Genomic DNA, 18660 nt, shown 5'->3' with positions numbered 1-18660 from the left:
AATGAGTGAAAAAGTGGTAAAAGAAACTAAAAAAATACAAGAAGCATGGAGATTCGAATTTGCTTTGTATCATGATTCTGATGATAGAATGCTTAACATAAACGTTCCATCAGAACTACTAAAAATGATAATTTCATGGGCAGAAGAGCATGATTGTTTGGTAGGAGGTGGTTTTCGTGCATACACGGACGAGGAAAAGAACGATAATAGTATTCTCTATGAGTTGCCCAATGAATAAAATTTAAAAAGGTATTATACAAATTGCGCAAGATTTAAAGACTTAGGATTGAATCCAGTCCTGAGTCTTTTTATTTTAATCAATGAATACATTATACATTTCTGTTCTATATCCAAATATTATAATGGTTTACTTACCATAAAGTAAATCTTGTATAAATACTAAATGTTTCCAAAACAAAAAAATGGATAGTGTCAATTTTTTTATTTATAATGAATTTCTCAGAAATATTCGATTGGTTTTATGTTTTTACAACTATTTTGTTCATTATCCTATTTATGTATGAATTATCAAATAGATATATCATCTGACGATAATGGTTGTTTCGGTTGCTAAGCTCATTAAGTATAATTATCTTAATGATTTCTATTTTGTTTTTTTATTTGATGTAGTATTAATATTAAAACAAATCCACAAAAAAGGAGCAAAAGGCTCCAACCAAACACCCGATACCAAACACCCAATACCCAAAACCTATCATATCGAGCGGAGTCGAGATGCAAAAACCTAATTCACCCGATACTTCTCACTTCCCGTTTGCCACAACGCGAACGAAATAATATCAGCCAATTCTTCACGCTTGCTTTTTTGTGTACGATCAAAACCGTGACCTTCATCAAAATTAATAGATAACAACACAGGACTTCCAGAACTTGTCGCAACTTGAACGCGCGCCGCAAACTTTGCAGGTTGCCATGCAGCAACTCTCGAATCGTTAATACCCGCAGTTAATAACATCGCAGGATAATGAGTATCTTCTTCTACATGATGATAGGCGTCCATTTCTAATAAAGCTTCAAACTCTATCGAATCTTTAATTGTTCCAAACTCTTTAATATTATTCTGTCCGTTAGGTGCAATTTCAGAACGTAACGTATTTAGTAAACCCACACGAATAATCGCTACGGCATACAAATCGGGACGTTCTGTAACGGCGCGACCAATATTAATACCTCCAGCACTTCCGCCCCAGACAGCAAATTTTTCAGGCGAAGTATATCCTTTATCAATCAAATATTCCGTACAAGCAATAAAATCTTTCCAAGTATTTGGTTTTGTCGTTTTGTAACCTGCTTTGTGCCATTGTTCTCCTTTTTCTCCACCACCGCGCACATGTGCAACAGCATAAACGCCACCTTCAGCAATCCAATACAACAAATACGGATACAGCATGGGCGCATTTATCCAATTGTAACTTCCATAACCATTTAAAAGCATGCGGTTTTTACCGTTTTTAAGCATTCCTTTTCGGTAAATGATCGACAAAGGAACCTTTACACCATCATGAGAAGCGATTTCGATCTCTTTTACGACAATATCTTCCAATTCAGGATATTTGACAACAGGTGTTACATTTTCCTTAACAAATGTCTTCTTTTCAACGTTGTAGCGATATCTATTTCTGTGACTAATCCAACTTTCAGTTTCAATCCACAATGCAGGTGATGTCGTAGCAATTGATGATAAACTGATACTTCCTGTAGCCGCTGGTAAGGTGATTTTTTCAACAGTGGCATCTTCCAAACGAAATAAACTTGCAGACACACCATTTTTGGTAGTTGTATAAAATAAGCCTTCAGAAGTAATTACAAAATCTTTTAAAATTTCGTTTGCTAAAGCAGGTACAACTTCGGTTGGTGTATCAAAATTCAATTGGTCAAAAGAAGTTTTAAACAAACTAAAATTAGAAGCTTTTTGCGCGCTTAAAAAGTAAATTTCATCTTGATAAGGTAAAAACTTTTCAATCTTATGTTTCTTCTTAAAAAGTGGTTTCCAAGAAACCGTTTCGTTCTCTAGTTCGCTTGTCGGCGCATAATAATAGTCTTTAAAACCAATACCACCAACTCTGCCAAACATGTATTTTTGATTTTTTCCAAAAATATTCACAATAGGAAAATCCGCAGGTTTCAAATTGAGTTGCGGATGTGTTTTTCTTGAAAAAATAATGTGTAAATCTTTCGGATTATCTCCCAAACGGTACACAACCGTTGCAGCGTCCAAAATATAGTTTGGAGAGGTTGTATCAATATCAGGAATATGCAAATAGGTAAATCCGGAGTTATCATCCAACCAATTAATTCCGCCCAATTCAGAAGGCCAACAATGATCTATAATTTCATCGTGAAACGTTTTTGTAGCCACATCATAAATGACAACTTCCGAGAATTCTTCGTCGTTTTTTGTAAAACCAATGGCTATTTTTTTACCGTTCCAGCTTGGCTGAAAATAATTAATAATATACTTGTGTTTTGAAGTTTTTTTATAGTTCTCTGAATTAAAAAGCTCTGTTTCTGCTCCATCAATTCCAGCTTGAAAATATAAAATATTGGCTTCGTGATTATCTGAATACTTTAAATAATAATACGCATTGAGCGAAAGTACTTTTAGATTAAAAACTGCTTCTGAGCGCATTTCATCATTCTCTTTAATCCTTTCTAGCAGTTTTTGTCGCCCAGAAATGTTTTGAAGTATATTTCTTGTATAATCATTTTGATAATTTAGCCAAGAAAGCACTGTAGTATCTTTTAAATTTTCTAAATGTTGATACGGATCTTCTATCGTTTTTGAAAAATAAGTATTGGTGGTTGTATGGTGAAGTATGGCATTTGAATGATCTTCATTTGTGACACATTGTTCAAATAATCCTAAGCATAAAAAATATAAAACAAACGAATACTTCATTCTTTGTGTTGCTGATTTAATGTTGTTTATAAAAGGGTAAAATGCTAAAACAAGATATTTTTATATAATAATATCTGAAATAGCATCTTACTAAATAGAGGAATATAAAAGTTTGTTTTTATTGTGTATCAATGGTATCACCATTACAATTGTATGTACATGTATCGGTCGTGGCACAATTGTCAGATTCTTTTGGGATAGAACCTCCGTACAAACTATTAATGTCTCCTACTTTAGCTATTTTCAATTTTGATAAGCTTAATGTTCCTAAGTTTCTTTTCGAGTTTTTCATTGATATAAGTTATTGTTGATTACGATGTAAAAGTATGTCAAAACTACATACTATAATAATGAAGTATCGTGATATTTATAAATATCACGACAAAACATGAATTTTAATTAATTGAAAATCAGATATTTGATTCTGATTTCTGATTTTCAAGTTGTTTCAGGAAGTATGAAGGATTGATTCCCGTTTTTTTGTGAAAAGCGGTCGAAAATGACTGTGCATTATTAAAGCCAACTTCAATAGCAATGGCCTTAATTGTGTAAGATCTGAACACTTTATTTTCTTTCAGTTGTTCAATTGCATAATCAATTCGTATCTCATTCATATATTTAGCAAAGTTCATACCTTTTGTCATATTAATGATTTTTGACAAATAAGTACTGTTGGTATCCAACTCCTTCGCAAGTTTGGTAAGGGTATAATTTTTCTTAGTAAATTGGTGTGTATCTTCAAACTTTTCGAGCTTTATCAAAATAGCATCAACGATTTCTTGTGGCAACCCGATGTCTTCTTTTTGTGTGGTAACTGATACTTTTTCTGATGAAGGAATTTGCTTCTTTTCGGCTTTCTCTTTTTCTTTTTGAACCTTCTTCTGTTCGTAGTTTTCCATCAATGCATTAAAGCGTTTCTTCTGAACCACATTTCTTCGGAAGAAATAGAAAATAAGCACCAATAATATTGCTGAAACAATAACAAGTGCAATTACTTTCTTTTCAGATAAAAAGTTTTCATCTTGCAACTGATTGATTAATGCTTCTTTTTCGTTTAATAAAGTTTCCTTTTCAGAAATTATTAAAGGTGTTTCGTATTTCTGAACGATTTTCTTTCCTAAATTTTGGTATTCTTCCGTGATAATTTCATCAACAACCAACAACTTTTCAATAATTTCTAGTTGTTTCTGATGCTTTTTGGCAGCCTTCAACTCTTTATTCAAAAGTTCATACGCTTCTCTAGCTTGAAAAATGACTTTTGGTTTTTTCTGGTAAATAGAATCTACCTTATACAAATAATCAATAGCTTCCTCAGTCTTATCTTGTTTTTCCAAACATTTATAAATGTACAGATAATTGGAGCACAATGATTTTTCGTTGTTTTTAAGCAATTTGGTAGCTTTTAGTAAACTATCAATTCCTTTGGTATAATTTCCTTTATAATAAGACGTAATTCCATAAGAAGTTAAAAACCAAGGATACAAATACTTATTAGGATGTTGCAAGCTTGCTTTAATTCCGCGTTGGTGTACAACTTCGGCAGAATCTAACACGCGATTTTTATTGTAAGAATCTGCCAAAGCGAACAACGATTTTAAATATTGTTCCGAATCTTTTTCTTGAAAATCGTTCTCATGAATAAAATTGATATTATCCTGAAAAATCTTCAAGGCTTCCTCGCGTTCTTCACTTACATTCTTCAACAAACCAATATAATGTTTTATAGAAATTTGTTGTCTTAAGTTCTTATTCGCCAGTGCAAGGTCATTAGCAGTTGCAAAATTTGTCAGTGCATCGTTGTAAGTAGAGTTGTAATATAATTGTATTCCTTTCAACAAATAACCTTCTGCAGGATAATGTTCCAGCTTGGTGTTTTTGGTCAATAATATAATACTATCAGTATACGAAATTGCCTTTTTGGTATGACTGTAGTGCGAAACAAACAATTCGTAACCCGCAACAATTTGTGCAGCATCATTTTCTTTTTTTGCTTTCGCTAAATAGGAAGTAGCAATCTCAAATTCTTTCTCAGAATTTCCTGAAGCAGCATAAAAATCTTGTTTCATGTCTTCAAATGTGCCAGAATTGAGTTGCGAAAACATCAAATTTGAACTAAAAACAATTAAAACAATACTTACCACCAAAGAAATAGGTGCTTTTCTGCTAAGAAAAGTTGTAGGTAAAGTCAAAAAAGAAGACAAATGTTGGATATATTTTTTCACTTTTTTTCTAAATTTTTTCAATCGGATGTAAAAATAGCTTCGAAATATAGTTGCGACACTTGAAAAGTAATCCCGAAATGTAAGATAAATAATACATTTAAATTGAAATTATCAAAATATTCCTATAAAATGGTTACAAACGCCCATAAATATAGCATTTTTTGCAAGAATAATAATACTTACTTCAGAAGCAAGTGTTTATAAGAGCTATCGGTCAAATGATACACTTGAAATTTATAAATACGTTGCGTGAGATTTATAAAGCCAAAGATTAACTGTTTGATAATTAGTTATTAAGGTTGTTATTTAGCATTGTGAATTTGTTGCAACAAGCACAAAGGTGTAATCCGAAAAACCTTTAACAGAGTAGGAAATACAATCATTTAAACTTTAATATTATGAAATTAAGTAACAAGAACATCAAAGCAATGTCAACAACAGAATTAGAAGCAATCTCAGGTGGATTAAGATCTGAAGGAGATACTGCAACTGCAACTGCAACAGCAAGTTTTAACTCGTCTGCAGAAGCTGAAGCTGAAGCTGAATCTGCTGAGTAATCAAACCAGCAATTAGCACACAGCTTATCAAGCATATAACTAATGGCTGTACACACAAAAACAGCCATTAGTATATATCTTCTTTACTTCTCAAAGTGTACCAACGTATTTCATCATCAATCTCATACGGACCATTCATAAAAACAAACCTCAAAACACTTAGAAGCCCGAAAATGTAATCAATAATCAAAATCACACAGGAAATGTCAAGCATGAACACAGCTAAAAAAACACTCATTCTAAGTCGTCAAGACGACGGAAGTACCAGCAATGTTATCGAATGGATTGTAAAATATGGAAAACCATACATTCGTATCAACACTGATGACGATAAAACAAAGCTAGATTTCGTGGACATTGATGCGCGAGAACTTACCGTAAGCAAACACGGAGAAGAAACGAACTTATTTGATATTGCCTCAGTATGGCACAGAAGGAGAGGTTTCTCTCTAAAAAATGTGTCGATAAACGAGGAAGAACTCAACAAAGGAATTTTATTCGACACGCCAAACTATCACAAAAAGCACGTTAACTCAGAATATAAAGTACTCACAGAATACTTTCATTACATCTTAGAAAGAGACGTTCCAACTATTGGAAACTATAAAAGTACTGATGTAAATAAACTGATTGTTTTAGAAATCGCAAAAAAATACGGTGTTCCTATTCCGCGAGGCTATGTAGTAAGCACCAAAAAAGCATTAAAAAAAGTGTTAGACGCTACTGACGCTAGCTTCGTGATTACAAAAGCAATAAGTCAGGGCGTTTATCACTTTACCAAAGAATATGGTTATTATACGTATACCGAACGTATTACGGAAGAAAGTTTGGCAGCTTTGCCAGATCGGTTTTTCCCATCCTTAATTCAAGAAGAAATAAAGAAAAAATACGAACTCAGAGTTTTCTATCTCAACGAAGAATTTTACGCAATGGCAATATTTTCACAAAAGTGTAAAGATACTGTTGTCGATTTTAGAAAACACACCGACCAAGATTCGCCACAGCGAAAAGTACCATACAATTTACCAGAACACGTAAAAACGGGACTTATTAAAATTATGAATGAACTCGAACTCAATACAGGTTCTATTGATATTTTGGTAGATGAAGACAACAACTACATCTTCCTAGAAGTAAATCCTGTTGGACAATTTGGAATGACATCTGCTCCATGCAACTACTACTTAGAACGTAAAATCGCAAACATCCTGTAATCATGATAAAACTAAAGAAACTTTCCATCAGTGAACCGCAATTAGAAAACTTACCATTATTCTATAACTATCTTATATATAATGAATTATTGCCGTCAGATCCTTTTTTTAGAACAAACTACAGCGAAAAATACAGCAGTATCATTTTCTATTCAAGTGGAGACAAGCCCATTTCTAAAATTTTAGATACAACCCAACTTAAAAAATAATCACATGAAAGAACTAGAAGCTATAAAAGATAAATATCTCTACCTATTTGCAGACTGTTTTCCTGTGAAAGGTTATACGAGAACGATGCTGTGCGATGTTTCACGACAAAAAGTATATTTTGTAGATAATACCTATCACGAATTACTCACTGTGCTAAAAGACAATACCATTGGCACTGTTGCTAGCATGCTTGAAGATGACGAAGATATCATGAACTTTAAAGAATTTATTAACTATTTAGTCGAAATTGAATTGGCACTTGTGGTAGACGATCTTTCGTTATTTCCCGATATCGCATTAGAATGGGATCATCCATCAGATATTATGAATTCTATCATTGATGTACGAGACGAAATGCACGACTTTGAAAAGATTTTTAACGAATTGGAAATTCTTGCCTGCTACCATATTCAAATCAGAGCTTATTGTACAATGTCTGTAGAAAAACTAGAAGAAATACTAGCTTTAACTGTTGGTAAAAACTTCAGATCTGTTGATTTCTTATTAGAATATGACGAAAAAGAAGCAGAAATTGCCGCTTTGCTTACCAAATACGAAATTGCTTCAGTAACCTATCATACCTACAAAATGGAATTACTTGAGGAAGAAGCAGAAGCAAAAAACAGATCAAGAGTATATCACGGAAGTTTAGCCTACACAAAAGAAAAAGTGAGTGGTTGCGATTCTTGCGGACTCATCAATATGCATTCGTTAGGAATAAGAGATATCAAAGGATTTACGGAAAACAGAATGTTTAATGGTTGCCTAAACCGTAAAATTTCTATTGACGAAACAGGAAAAGTAAAAAACTGTCCATCCATGACAAAAGATTACGGACACATCAACGAAACATCGCTAACAACAATTGCACACGATAAAGATTTCCAAAAACCTTGGAACATCAACAAAGACTCAATAGACACTTGTAAAGATTGTGAATACCGATATATCTGTACCGATTGTAGAGCTTATACAACAGATGGCGGATTGTACTCAAAACCTGCAAAATGTCAATACGATCCGTACACAGGAACATGGGCAAATAAAGTAAAAAATGTCAATACCGTTTTTGCATAACTTGAAATATAAAATATCATGAAAATGCTACTTTTTATAACAATCATTACCATTTCTATGAATATGGAAAGTCAAAACAAAATCAAGATTACACAGCTAGATTATAAAGAACTTCAAACACAATTGGAAGCAATTCGCATTGAAGATCAAACCTTGCGACAATTACTTCCGGAAGCAACTGCAAAATTTGGCGCAGACAGTGACGAACTCAAACATATATGGAAGCTCATTCACAAGCAAGATCGTATCAATGAAGAAAAAGTGCTTCACATCATAGATACTTACGGTTGGCTTGGAAAAAGCGATATTGGCGAAATGGCAAATCAAACTTTGTGGTTGGTCATTCAGCATGCAGCAATTGATGTACAAGAAAAATACCTTCCACAATTGGAAGCTTCTGTCAAAAAAGGAGCATCTGAAGGTTGGCATTTAGCATTCTTAGAAGACCGAATACGCATGCGAAAAGGAAAAAAACAACGCTACGGAACACAGGCAAAAAAAGACAAATTATCAGGAATCACATACATTTATCCGATAGAAAATAAAGAAACCGTAAATCAAAGACGGAAATCCATAGGACTCAATACCATTGAAGAATATGCAAAAAACAATAACTATGTAATACGATAGCTCAATTAGTTAGTTGAACACTTATTGAACTTAACCTATGTTTTGAAAAGACTGTCTGAAAAGTATGCGTTTATAACAACGTTCCCAAAAGCTTTTTAGACAGTCTCTTTTTACGGTGTAATTAAACTTATTTCAGCTTATCGGCAAACAATTTGCGAAGCTTTGTCAACTTTGGCGTAATCACAAAGCTGCAATATCCTTGTTCTGTGTTCCTTCTGTAATAATCTTGATGTTCAGCTTCGGCTTCATAAAAAGTTTCGGCAGCAGTAATTTCTGTTACAATAGGCGCATCGTAATATTCCGAAAGTTGTTCCTTTACAGCTTCGGCAATCTTTTGTTGCGTTTCATCATGATAAAAAATCACAGAACGATATTGTGTTCCTACATCGGCACCTTGTCTGTTTAAAGTAGTAGGATCGTGTGTTGCCATAAAAATCACTAAAATTTCCTCATAAGAAATAATATTGGCATCAAATGTCAACTGAATCACTTCTGCATGTCCTGTGAGTCCAGAACAAATCTCTCTGTAGGTAGGTTTCCCAGGAACGGTTCCTCCAGTATATCCAGAAACGACAGTTTCAATACCTTTTACTTCTTGAAAAACGGCTTCTGTACACCAAAAACAACCGCCGCCAATTGTGGCAGTTTGTATATTTTTATTTTCCATAATATATTGCTTCTAACAACGCTTTAAAGATACCTATAAAACGCTTTCGTTTTTTAGGTTGGTCGTAATAAAACAGAAAAGTTTGCTGATGTCATAATTATCACGATATACAGACGATTTTTAACTTTTAAGACACATAAAGTAAGAATATTTAACAGTAATTTGACACAAGTATATTCATTTATCTATAAAAAGGATTCATTCGTCGAAGGTTTGGTAGTTGTTGTCTAATTTATAGGGTTTTATACGTCAGAGAATAGTATATTTGGACTTAACTTTTTTTCATGGTTAAAGTAATTTATTGGTTATAAATTATTTCCCTTATTACCCTAAGACCCCAAATAAGAATAACCAATTTTTGGTAAGAGAAAAGAGCCTTCGCAAGAAGGCTCTTTTTGATTCAACGAAACTCGGTTTTGTGAAGTCGAAGACGCACACAAAATCGCTAGTTGAGTTGATTCCCCTGTAGAGGGGAATCTCAAAGTCAATTCTCCACATTTTAAAGTGTTACAACTTTTTCTGTGAAACAATATTTTGTGAAGTCGAAGACGCACACAAAATCGCTAGTTGAGTTGATTCCCCTGTAGAGGGGAATCTCAAAGTCAATTCTCCACATTTTAAAGTGTTACAACTTTTTCTATGAAACAATATCTTGTGAATTCGAAGACGCACACAAAATCGCTAGTTGAGTTGATTCCTTCGCAGGAAAGAATCTCAAAGAATTTTCCACTATGTTTTTTGGAATTAATAACTATCCAACAAAAAAGCTGCCTAAAAAGTAGCGTTTTCATCAAACCGAATCAAATTCAGTATGACGATTTTATAACTTTTTAAACAGCCATCGGAGCGTTTCTTAGTGTGTTGTCAGATTTTACTCAGCCACCAACACCATATATTGCCAAGGTTGTAACGCAACATCTTGTCCTTCTCGAAACATAATTGCATCACCATTCATATAATTGGTAAAACTTCCCGCAAGATCGATTTTGGTAATGACAGCTTCCTTAGATAAATTCCCAATATAATATACTTGTTTACCATCTTTTTCACGCTTAAATGCCAATACTTGATCGCCTTTACTCGTTTTTAATTTGCTATATGAAGCTGCATTTTTTCCACCGTGCAACGCAACATTTGTATTTTTCAAACTTCCTAATTTGGCTAATAAAGGCCACATATTACCTTTTTCTTTCGGAATTTCATCTTTTTCGAAGAATTTCAATCGGTGTTTCATATCATATTCTTGTCCAGAATAAATCAATGGCATTCCAGGCGCTGTATAACTTAAGGCTGTAAAGGCTGCTGCGCCTTCGCCCATGCGTTCTTCAATGGTTCCATTCCATGAATTTTCATCATGATTGGTCACAAAATTCATTAAAATATCATCATCTTCGTATAAAGAATCGATTTGTTGCATGCGTTTGTCCCAATCAGCAACGGTTTCTTCTCCTTTCGCAATATGATTCATACGATGATGTGTATCCCAACCGTACGCCATATCAAACAATTTACCTTTCAATAATTCAGGTTCCCAAGCTTCAGCTAACATAAAAATGTCTTTGGTGGCACGCAATTGCGGAATGGCTTCTTTCCAAAAATCAGTAGGAACTGAGCCTGCCACATCGCAACGAAAACCATCTACATTTTCTTCTGTCAACCAATACTTCATGTCTTTTACCATTTCTTTACGCAATTCTTTATTGTCGTAATTTAAATCGGCAACATCTGCCCAGCCTACAGGAATTCCGTCTTCATTCAGTGGATCAGTAATTTCACCTTTGTCATTTTTAGTATAAAACTCAGGATTTGTTTTTAACCACGTATGATCCCAACCTGTATGATTTGGAACCCAATCCAAAATCACATAAATATCATTTTCATGTGCCGTTTTGACCAATTCTCTAAAATCTTCAATGGTTCCAAATTCAGGATTAATTTTTGTAAAATCTGAAACGGCATAATAGCTTCCTAAATACTTTTTGCGTTCTTCAGGATCTTCAATTTTACTAGCAAAATCACCACCTGTTGCTTTGCGTTTGGTTTCCGAAATTGGAAAAATCGGCATTAGCCAAATCACTTTTACGCCCAATTCTTTTAACTGTGGAATATCTTTCGTGAAGGCATCAAAAGAACCTTCTTTCGAATATTGACGAATGTTTGCTTCATAAATTACCGCGTTTTCCATCATTTCGTCAGAAACAGCTGCAATTTTGACCTCTTTCTTTTCTTCTTTTTTTTCAGCTTCCTTTTTTTCCGTTTTGCACGACATAAAAAGGAGTGTTATACATAATAATAAACTTAGTTTTTTCATTAGTTGAGATATTTATTTCTATAATTTGATCGTAATTTTACGTTCTTTTTTTGTGTTCCAAGCAATTGTAAATCTAATGGTGTTATATGTTTTATTCCACTTAAAATCAACACGCTTTCCGCGGAATTTTACTTTATTAGGTTTTTTGTGAATGTTGTGAACAACGACTTCAATATTCTTTGTACTTGTTGCGTAGTTTTTACCAGTTTCTGCTTCTAGCTCAATTTCTAAACGGTTCTTTTTTAATTTACTTTCAAACCCCAACAATTCATACATGCCTTTTTCAAAAGCATTCTTAGTTTCTCCATCATCTATATACATTTCGCGTTCACTTTCGGTAATACTTTCATCATGGTAATAATGCAGTTGCAGCTTATTCGGATTGTACATTGCAGTCGTTTGCATCTGATTGGCTATTGGAATAAACGCACCACCACGCACATATACAGGAATAGAACGTTCTTTCGTTTTCACCATTTTTGTTTGTCCGCCAACAACTTTTTCATCAGTTTCAAAGTCAAACCAAACCGAACCTTTTGGGAAATATACTTCTTTCGTTGTTACACTATCTTTTAGAATTGGAGTTACCAAAAAATCATTTCCCCACAAATACGTAGCAGCGTTTGTGTATAAAGCTTTGTTGTCACTTTCTTCAAAAAATAGCGGACGCATTAATGGTGTTCCTTTTTGGTTGTTTTCAAAAGCAATCGAATAATTATATGGCAATAATTGATAACGCAACTCAATAGCTTCTTTTGCTAATTTTTTCGCTCTTGCGGAACGAAACACAGGTTCGCTAGCTACTTCTTCCTGCGCATGCGGTCGGTAAATTGGCTGAAAAATTCCGTATTGCAACCATCGGATGTATAAATTATCATCTAAATTCGCACCAGCAAAACCGCCTAAATCCGAATGCATATAACTCAATCCTTGCAAGCCCATTTGTAGCGCAATTTCAGGTTGCGATTGCAATCCGCCCCAAGTTCTATTTACATCGCCCGACCACGGAATGAGTCCGTAACGTTGCGAACCTGAATAGCCAGCGCGCATCAAAATAAATGGTCGCACGCTTGGAAAATCTTTTGCATATCCTTCATAGATCAATCGTGCCCAATCGTGTCCGTAAATGTTGTGCACTTCGTTTGCTGTTCCTGTGTGATGTAGAAGTTTTTCAGGATGCACTTCTGGTTCTCCCAAATCGCCCCAAACGCCTGCAACGCCTAGTTCTGCTAATTCTTTGTAAATATTCCAAAACCACGCTTCTCCTTTCGGATTGTAAATATCAATCAAACCTGTATTTCCAAAATAGAAATCGAATTTGAATGGATTTCCCACTGAATCTTTTGCTAAAATTCCCAAATTTGACGCTTCATACCAACGTTTGGAAGTCGTTAAAATAAACGGTTCGGTAATGAAAACTGTTTTGACACCTTTGTCGTTCAAATTTTGAATCATTTGCTTCGCGTTGGGAAACGAATCTTTATACACTTGTAGATTTCCCATCGTACCTTTGATGTCTTTCCCAAACCAATACAAGTCTAAAATTACCGCATCTACAGGAATTTTTTCATCTTTAAAGGCTTTAATTGTTGCTTCGGTTTCTGCTTGCGAATGATAGCCAAATCGGCTTGAAAAGTTTCCAAATGCCCAACGTGGTGGCAACGGTTGTTTTCCTGTCAAGTTGGTATAATTCTCTACGATATTTTCCCAAGAATCACCCGCAATTACTTGATAGGTTTTGCGACCTGAAATGGTTTCGTAGGCAAGTGTATTGTCTTTTTTACTGTCTAAATCCAAATATCCAATCGGTGCGTTGTCAAAATGTAGCATGTATTTGTTGGATGAAATTACGATTGGCAACGTAAAATTCATCAATTCCGAATGTGTTTCATACCCGTAATGCGCACGATTGTAAAGTTTTAGACGATTTCCACGACGATTCATTCCCAAGGCACGCGCACCGCCGCCCATAAGAATTTCATCATTTGTAATATTAAAGTCAATTGCTTCGCCTTCTGCTATTTTTTGATAACCGTTTTTCTCAGAAATAATCGGTTTCCCTTTGTATTTATATGAGATTTGAAATGGTGATTTTTGAATATGAACTGAAATTCCATCCGAGATCAAATCTACGGAAGTACTAGTTTCAGAGACATTTTTTATCTTTTGAATATCTTTTAAAATCACAGCATGACTTGGAGAAGTGATTTTTTGTCCTTTTGGAATAAAAGTCGTTCCAACCATATTGTCATTAATCAGCCGAATAAAATAACGTCCATCAGAAACTTCAACGGAATGTACATTGACACTTTCGCTGTAATTGATAAACTTTCGTTCTGTATTTTGAGCCAGTGCAAACTGAACACTTAGCAATGATATCAATAAAATTTTAACTAACTTCATATATTATTTTTCTAATAAGAATGTAAACGGAATGTGTAATCGTTTTTGCCAAGCATTTTCAGAGTGATTGGCTCCTTCAAATTTTAGATTTCTATAGTTTGCGTCTGTATATCCTTTTTTCATAAAAATTGTATCAACAATTGATGCGTATTGCGGATAGTATTGATCGAGCGTTTCGGTTCCGTAATCAAAATAGAAACGATGTGTTTCTGGCGATGGCAAATGATCGCTCATGTACGCAAAAAATGTATCAGGAATCGGATTGTTTTTTGTTGTTGGAACAATGCCTTCCCAATGTGTCGAAATACACGCTGCGGCACTAAAAACTTCAGGATATTCACACATGGCGTACATAGAAATTAATCCTCCCATACTTGAACCAGCAACGAAAGTATGTTCGCGATCGGTTTTTACAGCATAGGTTTTGTCAATGTATGGTTTTAGTTCTTCCGTAAGGAATTTTAAATAATTATCAGCATTAAATACGACCTCAAAATTCATAGCTTTTGCTTTTGCCAACAACGAGTTTTTTGCTTCTTCATTTAAATATTCAAATGCTTTTTGTGGAAAGTAATCTTGCCAGCGAATTTCAGCAATATTCCAAGGCGAAACGACAATAAAATCCTGTACTTTTCCTTCGCGCATTAGTTTTGTGGCAACTTCGTCTACTTTCCATTCTTGCTTATTCCAAGTCGTAGAAGCATCGTATAACATTTGTCCGTCGTGCATGTACAATACATTGTATTTTTTGTCTGATGAATAGTTTTCAGGCAACCAAACATCTACATTTCTTGGGCGGATATATTCTGAAGGAAAATCTACGACACGCATGAGTTTCCCAGCGGCAAGTTTTACGGTTTTTACTTCTTTGGCAACAGGTCTGTCACTTGGTTGAAACGTTATATCTTCCGCAAATAACCAAAGTAATGCAGTTTTGAGTTCGCTTCGCCAAAATGCTTCACTGTGTGTGCCGTTTGGTGAAAATTTTGAAAGAACTTGATCTTTTGGGAAATTATTTTTGTTCAACAGTTGTAACATTTTGTTGAGGTCTGCAACCATATTTCCACCTTCTTTTTCTCCCATTAAGTAGTATAATTTGGAGTTTTTGGCTTTCGCCAGATGGTTCTTTGTAAAGGCAAATGTTTCTTCTGAAAACCAAAATGAGGGCGAGAAAATACCCGCTTTTCCAAATACATTTGGATATTGAAAAGCGGCATAATGTGAAATTAATCCGCCCATAGAACTTCCCATGATCGCAGTGTTTTTGGCATCTGTTTTGGTTCTGTATTGTTGATCGATGGCAGGTTTTAAGGTTTTTGCGATAAAGTCAATGTACTCTTTTCCTTTTGGCGTATCGTATTTTTTATGTTCCCAAGCGGTGTATTCTTGCATGCGTGCTTCGCTATTGTCAATAGAAACTACAATCACGTCCAAACCATGTGTTTGATGTAATTTATTTAGGGTTTCATCTACTTCCCATTCGCCTGAATATGACGTTGCTTTGTCAAAAACATTTTGCCCGTCGTGCATGTACAATACAGGATATTTTTTGTGCGATTTGGCATAGTTTGGTGGTAAATAGACTAAAATTTTTCGTGTGGTATTGAGTTGTGGTATGTTGAATGCTTCTGCAAAGGTTGCTACATTTGGTTGTTTGGTAGAAACAGTTTCGTTGTTGTTTCCGTTGGACCAAGCGCCAATAGTAATATTGATAGTTTCAGGAGCTTCTTTAAAAGTGTAGCTTCTGTTTTCTATGTTTTGTTTTTTGGCATCTAATTCAACAGTGTCCCAACTTCCCAACGTAAATTTATATTGAATAGTTTCTTTATGATTTGGTAGTGTGATTTGATAGGTTTTGTCTTTTTTCTCCAGTTTTAATTCAGGTCTTCCGCCAGACCAACCTTCAAAATCACCTGAAATGTAGATATTTTTTGAAAAATCGTGATCGCTTGGCAAGTTGGTCACTACAAACGTTACAGATTTTTTTCCATCGGTATTGTCATCTTTTTGCTGTCCTTTGCAGGAAAGGAGTAGCATGGAGATCAGTAATATGGTTAGTTTTGTTTTCATGTTTTTTTATATATACTAGATGTTAGTATTGAGAATTGAGACAAGTTTATTGAGCGTTTCTGTTTTTCATGTACTTCTCGACAGATCCTGAATCAAGTTCAGGACACTCGAAGTGGCGTTTGGTACTCAATAGGTTTTCGGTTCTTGACTAATGCCCAAAACCTAATGCCTAGAATATCACTCGAAGTGACGTTTTTTTTAATGTGTCAATTCGCTAATTTGAAAATGTACCAATGTTTTTTCAAATACGAATGTTGCCTTGATTTAGACAGATTGCTTCTGCTGTTGCCTCGCAATGACGTTTCAAAATCTCAATACTCACTACTAACATCTCATATCTAATTAGATTTCGTTGTCAAAATTATACTTCCTTTTTCTTTTAATTCAATACCTTCATTCCAAGTAAATTTTTCGCCAGTTATCACATTCGTCAAGGTTTTTCCTTTTAAATTCATTTCTGCATAGCGTTTTAAATCTATCGTGATAGGTTTTTCATTTTTGTTGATGATATGCACTACGGTTTCATCACTTAAAGTTCTAAATAAAAAATAGGTTCCTAAGAATGGCGCAAAATGTACCGTTTTTCCCTCGTGAATTGCTTTACTTGTTTTTCGGAAATTCAATAGTTTTTTAAGGTACATTTGCATATCTTTTTGATCGGCAGTCAAACCATCGCCTGTAAATGCATTTGTAGTGTCACCTTGCCAACCGCCAGGGAAATCGGTTCGGATTAATCCATGATCGCCTGGTTTTGCAAAGTCGTTCATTAAAATTTCGGTTCCGTAATAGATTTGTGGAATTCTTGGCAATACCAATTGATAACTCAACGCCATTTTGGTATTGGCAACATCACCGTTGAGTTGTGTAAAGATGCGACTCATGTCATGGTTGTCTGGAAAAATCATGATGTCTTTTGGATTTGGATAGTAAAAGTCATTTGCCAAGCCTTCATAGATTTTTACCAAACCTTTGTCCCACGATTCTTTTTCAGATAGTGCTTCTACCGTTTTGCGTTGCATGGCAAAATCCATGGTAGATGTTAGATTGCTTTCGTAACCGTCTTTGTTTTTTGCACCTTTTTGCCAGTAACCAATTAACAACGGATTGTAACTCCATTCTTCGCCAACGATGGAAAAGTTTGGATATTCGGTCATGATGGCACCAGCCCAATTGCTCATAAATTCTTTGTCAGGATATGGATAGGTATCTTGACGAATTCCGCTTAAACCTAAGGATTCTATCCACCAAATACTGTTTTGAATGATGTATTTTGCCATGTATGGATTGCGCTGATTAAGATCGGGCATCGCACTGACAAACCAACCTTTTGCCAAACCTTCTTTGTCACTTTGGGAAGCATATACATCTTGATTCGCAGTTCGTCGGTGATTGGATGAGTTTATTTTTTCTCCATTTTCAAATTCTTTTTGATAGTTTACCCAATCATTGAATGGTAAATCTTTCATCCACCAATGTTCTAAACCGCAATGGTTTGCTACTTGATCCATGATGAGTTTTATTCCTCTTTCACTGGCTTTGTCTACCAATTCTTTGTATTCAGCCAAGGTTCCAAAACGCGGATCTACTTGGTAGTAATCTGTGATGGCGTATCCGTGATAGGAACTACGCGGCATGTCATTGGTGAGTAATGGACACGACCAAATTGCCGTAAAACCCATTTCGTCTATATAGTCTAAATGTTGTGTAATTCCTTTGATATCGCCGCCGTGACGTGCATAATCGTCTTTGCGATTGATGGTTGCTTCTTTGAGTAAACTTACTTTTTGCCCAGCTTCATTGATTCCTGTTTTTTTGAAAGGAATGTCGTTGGTTTGATCGCCATTTGCAAATCGATCTGGAGTGATGAGATATAAAACGTCTGAACTGTCAAAACCTACGTAGTCTGTTGCTTGTTTTGTACGTTTTTTGAGTTCGTAGGTTTGCGTGAGTGTTTTTCCATCTTTTTGTTTGAATTCAATATTGAATTTACCTGCTTGTGCGTTAGCAATGTTTAAGTCAATGAAAAGATAGTTGGGACTCTCGCCTTGTTGAATTTTTTCGATTTGAATATTTGCATTTGTTATGCTTGGTGTTGCTTTGGAGATGTTAGGATGTTTGACTAAGAGCTGGAGTTTGTTGTTTTTGAAACCTGTCCACCAATACGGCGGTTCTATGCGTTCTATGTCATTTTTGATTTCTGTGACTTCTGTAGATGATTTTTTTGCAGTAGTTATTGTTTTGTTTTCTTTGTTTTGACAAGAGAAGCAAAATGCTAGTAGCGTAACTAAGATTATTTTTTTCATCAGATTGGCTTTTTTAAAGGATTGAGCTGTTAATATTGAGAATTGAGACGTGTTTGTTTTACCTTTTGGTTAAAAA

14 protein-coding genes are annotated in these 18660 nt (G+C 34.8%); 6 read left to right on the top strand and 8 right to left on the bottom strand.

The features are described from left to right. Position 1: 1 nt before the first annotated feature. Positions 2-238, top strand: coding sequence for a hypothetical protein (locus KAOT1_RS14845; protein ID WP_007095673.1), 237 nt, complete (start codon positions 2-4; stop codon positions 236-238). Between the two features lie 507 nt (positions 239-745). Here the strand turns inward: KAOT1_RS14845 and KAOT1_RS14835 are convergent. The 3 genes from KAOT1_RS14835 to KAOT1_RS14830 all read right to left on the bottom strand — a co-directional run bounded on the left by KAOT1_RS14835 (position 746) and on the right by KAOT1_RS14830 (position 5142). Continuing rightward, entirely contained in the window at positions 746-2920 is a 2175-nt protein-coding gene (locus KAOT1_RS14835; protein WP_007095671.1) for a prolyl oligopeptidase family serine peptidase, read from the bottom strand. 118 nt (positions 2921-3038) lie between these two features. Next, a complete protein-coding gene (locus KAOT1_RS23020) occupies positions 3039-3212 on the bottom strand; it encodes a hypothetical protein (protein ID WP_007095670.1) in 174 nt (57 codons plus the stop codon). A 118-nt stretch (positions 3213-3330) separates the two neighbouring features. Continuing rightward, positions 3331-5142 (bottom strand): helix-turn-helix domain-containing protein, encoded by a 1812-nt coding sequence (locus KAOT1_RS14830; protein ID WP_007095669.1) that lies wholly within the window; start codon positions 5140-5142, stop codon positions 3331-3333. A gap of 398 nt (positions 5143-5540) precedes the next feature. On the opposite strand from KAOT1_RS14830, the gene KAOT1_RS22395 reads away from it, so the two are divergent. The 5 genes from KAOT1_RS22395 (at position 5541) to KAOT1_RS14805 (ending at position 8830) form a co-directional block, all read left to right on the top strand. Further along, positions 5541-5699, top strand: a complete 159-nt coding sequence (locus KAOT1_RS22395; RefSeq protein WP_007095668.1) for a grasp-with-spasm system A modified peptide — start codon at positions 5541-5543, stop codon at positions 5697-5699. Between the two features lie 212 nt (positions 5700-5911). Further along, on the top strand, positions 5912-6913 hold the full coding sequence (gene gwsG, locus KAOT1_RS14820) for a grasp-with-spasm system ATP-grasp peptide maturase (RefSeq protein ID WP_050765266.1): 1002 nt from the start codon (positions 5912-5914) through the stop codon (positions 6911-6913). Between the two features lie 2 nt (positions 6914-6915). Beyond that, positions 6916-7122, top strand: a complete 207-nt coding sequence (locus KAOT1_RS14815; RefSeq protein WP_007095666.1) for a hypothetical protein — start codon at positions 6916-6918, stop codon at positions 7120-7122. A 4-nt stretch (positions 7123-7126) separates the two neighbouring features. Next, the gene (gene gwsS, locus KAOT1_RS14810; protein ID WP_007095665.1) at positions 7127-8200 is read left to right on the top strand and encodes a grasp-with-spasm system SPASM domain peptide maturase; all 1074 of its coding nucleotides are present in this window, start codon (positions 7127-7129) and stop codon (positions 8198-8200) included. Positions 8201-8224: 24 nt separating this feature from the next. Then, entirely contained in the window at positions 8225-8830 is a 606-nt protein-coding gene (locus tag KAOT1_RS14805; protein WP_157560147.1) for a DUF6624 domain-containing protein, read from the top strand. Positions 8831-8957: 127 nt separating this feature from the next. Here the strand turns inward: KAOT1_RS14805 and msrA are convergent, their stop codons facing one another. The 5 genes from msrA to KAOT1_RS14780 form a co-directional block, all read right to left on the bottom strand. After that, positions 8958-9497, bottom strand: coding sequence for a peptide-methionine (S)-S-oxide reductase MsrA (gene msrA / locus KAOT1_RS14800; protein ID WP_007095663.1), 540 nt, complete (start codon positions 9495-9497; stop codon positions 8958-8960). Positions 9498-10368: 871 nt separating this feature from the next. Further along, positions 10369-11808: an alpha-amylase family glycosyl hydrolase gene (locus KAOT1_RS14795; RefSeq protein WP_040559593.1), complete on the bottom strand. Its 1440-nt coding sequence runs from the start codon at positions 11806-11808 to the stop codon at positions 10369-10371. 18 nt (positions 11809-11826) lie between these two features. Continuing rightward, positions 11827-14211 (bottom strand): glycoside hydrolase family 31 protein, encoded by a 2385-nt coding sequence (locus tag KAOT1_RS14790; RefSeq protein WP_007095661.1) that lies wholly within the window; start codon positions 14209-14211, stop codon positions 11827-11829. A gap of 3 nt (positions 14212-14214) precedes the next feature. Further along, the gene (locus tag KAOT1_RS23580; RefSeq protein WP_007095660.1) at positions 14215-16281 is read right to left on the bottom strand and encodes an alpha/beta hydrolase-fold protein; all 2067 of its coding nucleotides are present in this window, start codon (positions 16279-16281) and stop codon (positions 14215-14217) included. A gap of 338 nt (positions 16282-16619) precedes the next feature. Next, positions 16620-18584: a glycoside hydrolase family 13 protein gene (locus tag KAOT1_RS14780; RefSeq protein WP_007095659.1), complete on the bottom strand. Its 1965-nt coding sequence runs from the start codon at positions 18582-18584 to the stop codon at positions 16620-16622. Positions 18585-18660 lie beyond the last annotated feature (76 nt).

The organism is Kordia algicida OT-1 (assembly GCF_000154725.1).
GTDB classification, from domain to species: domain Bacteria; phylum Bacteroidota; class Bacteroidia; order Flavobacteriales; family Flavobacteriaceae; genus Kordia; species Kordia algicida.
Note: the sequence above shows the minus strand (reverse complement) of the source record. Positions and strands in the feature narration are given on the sequence as shown.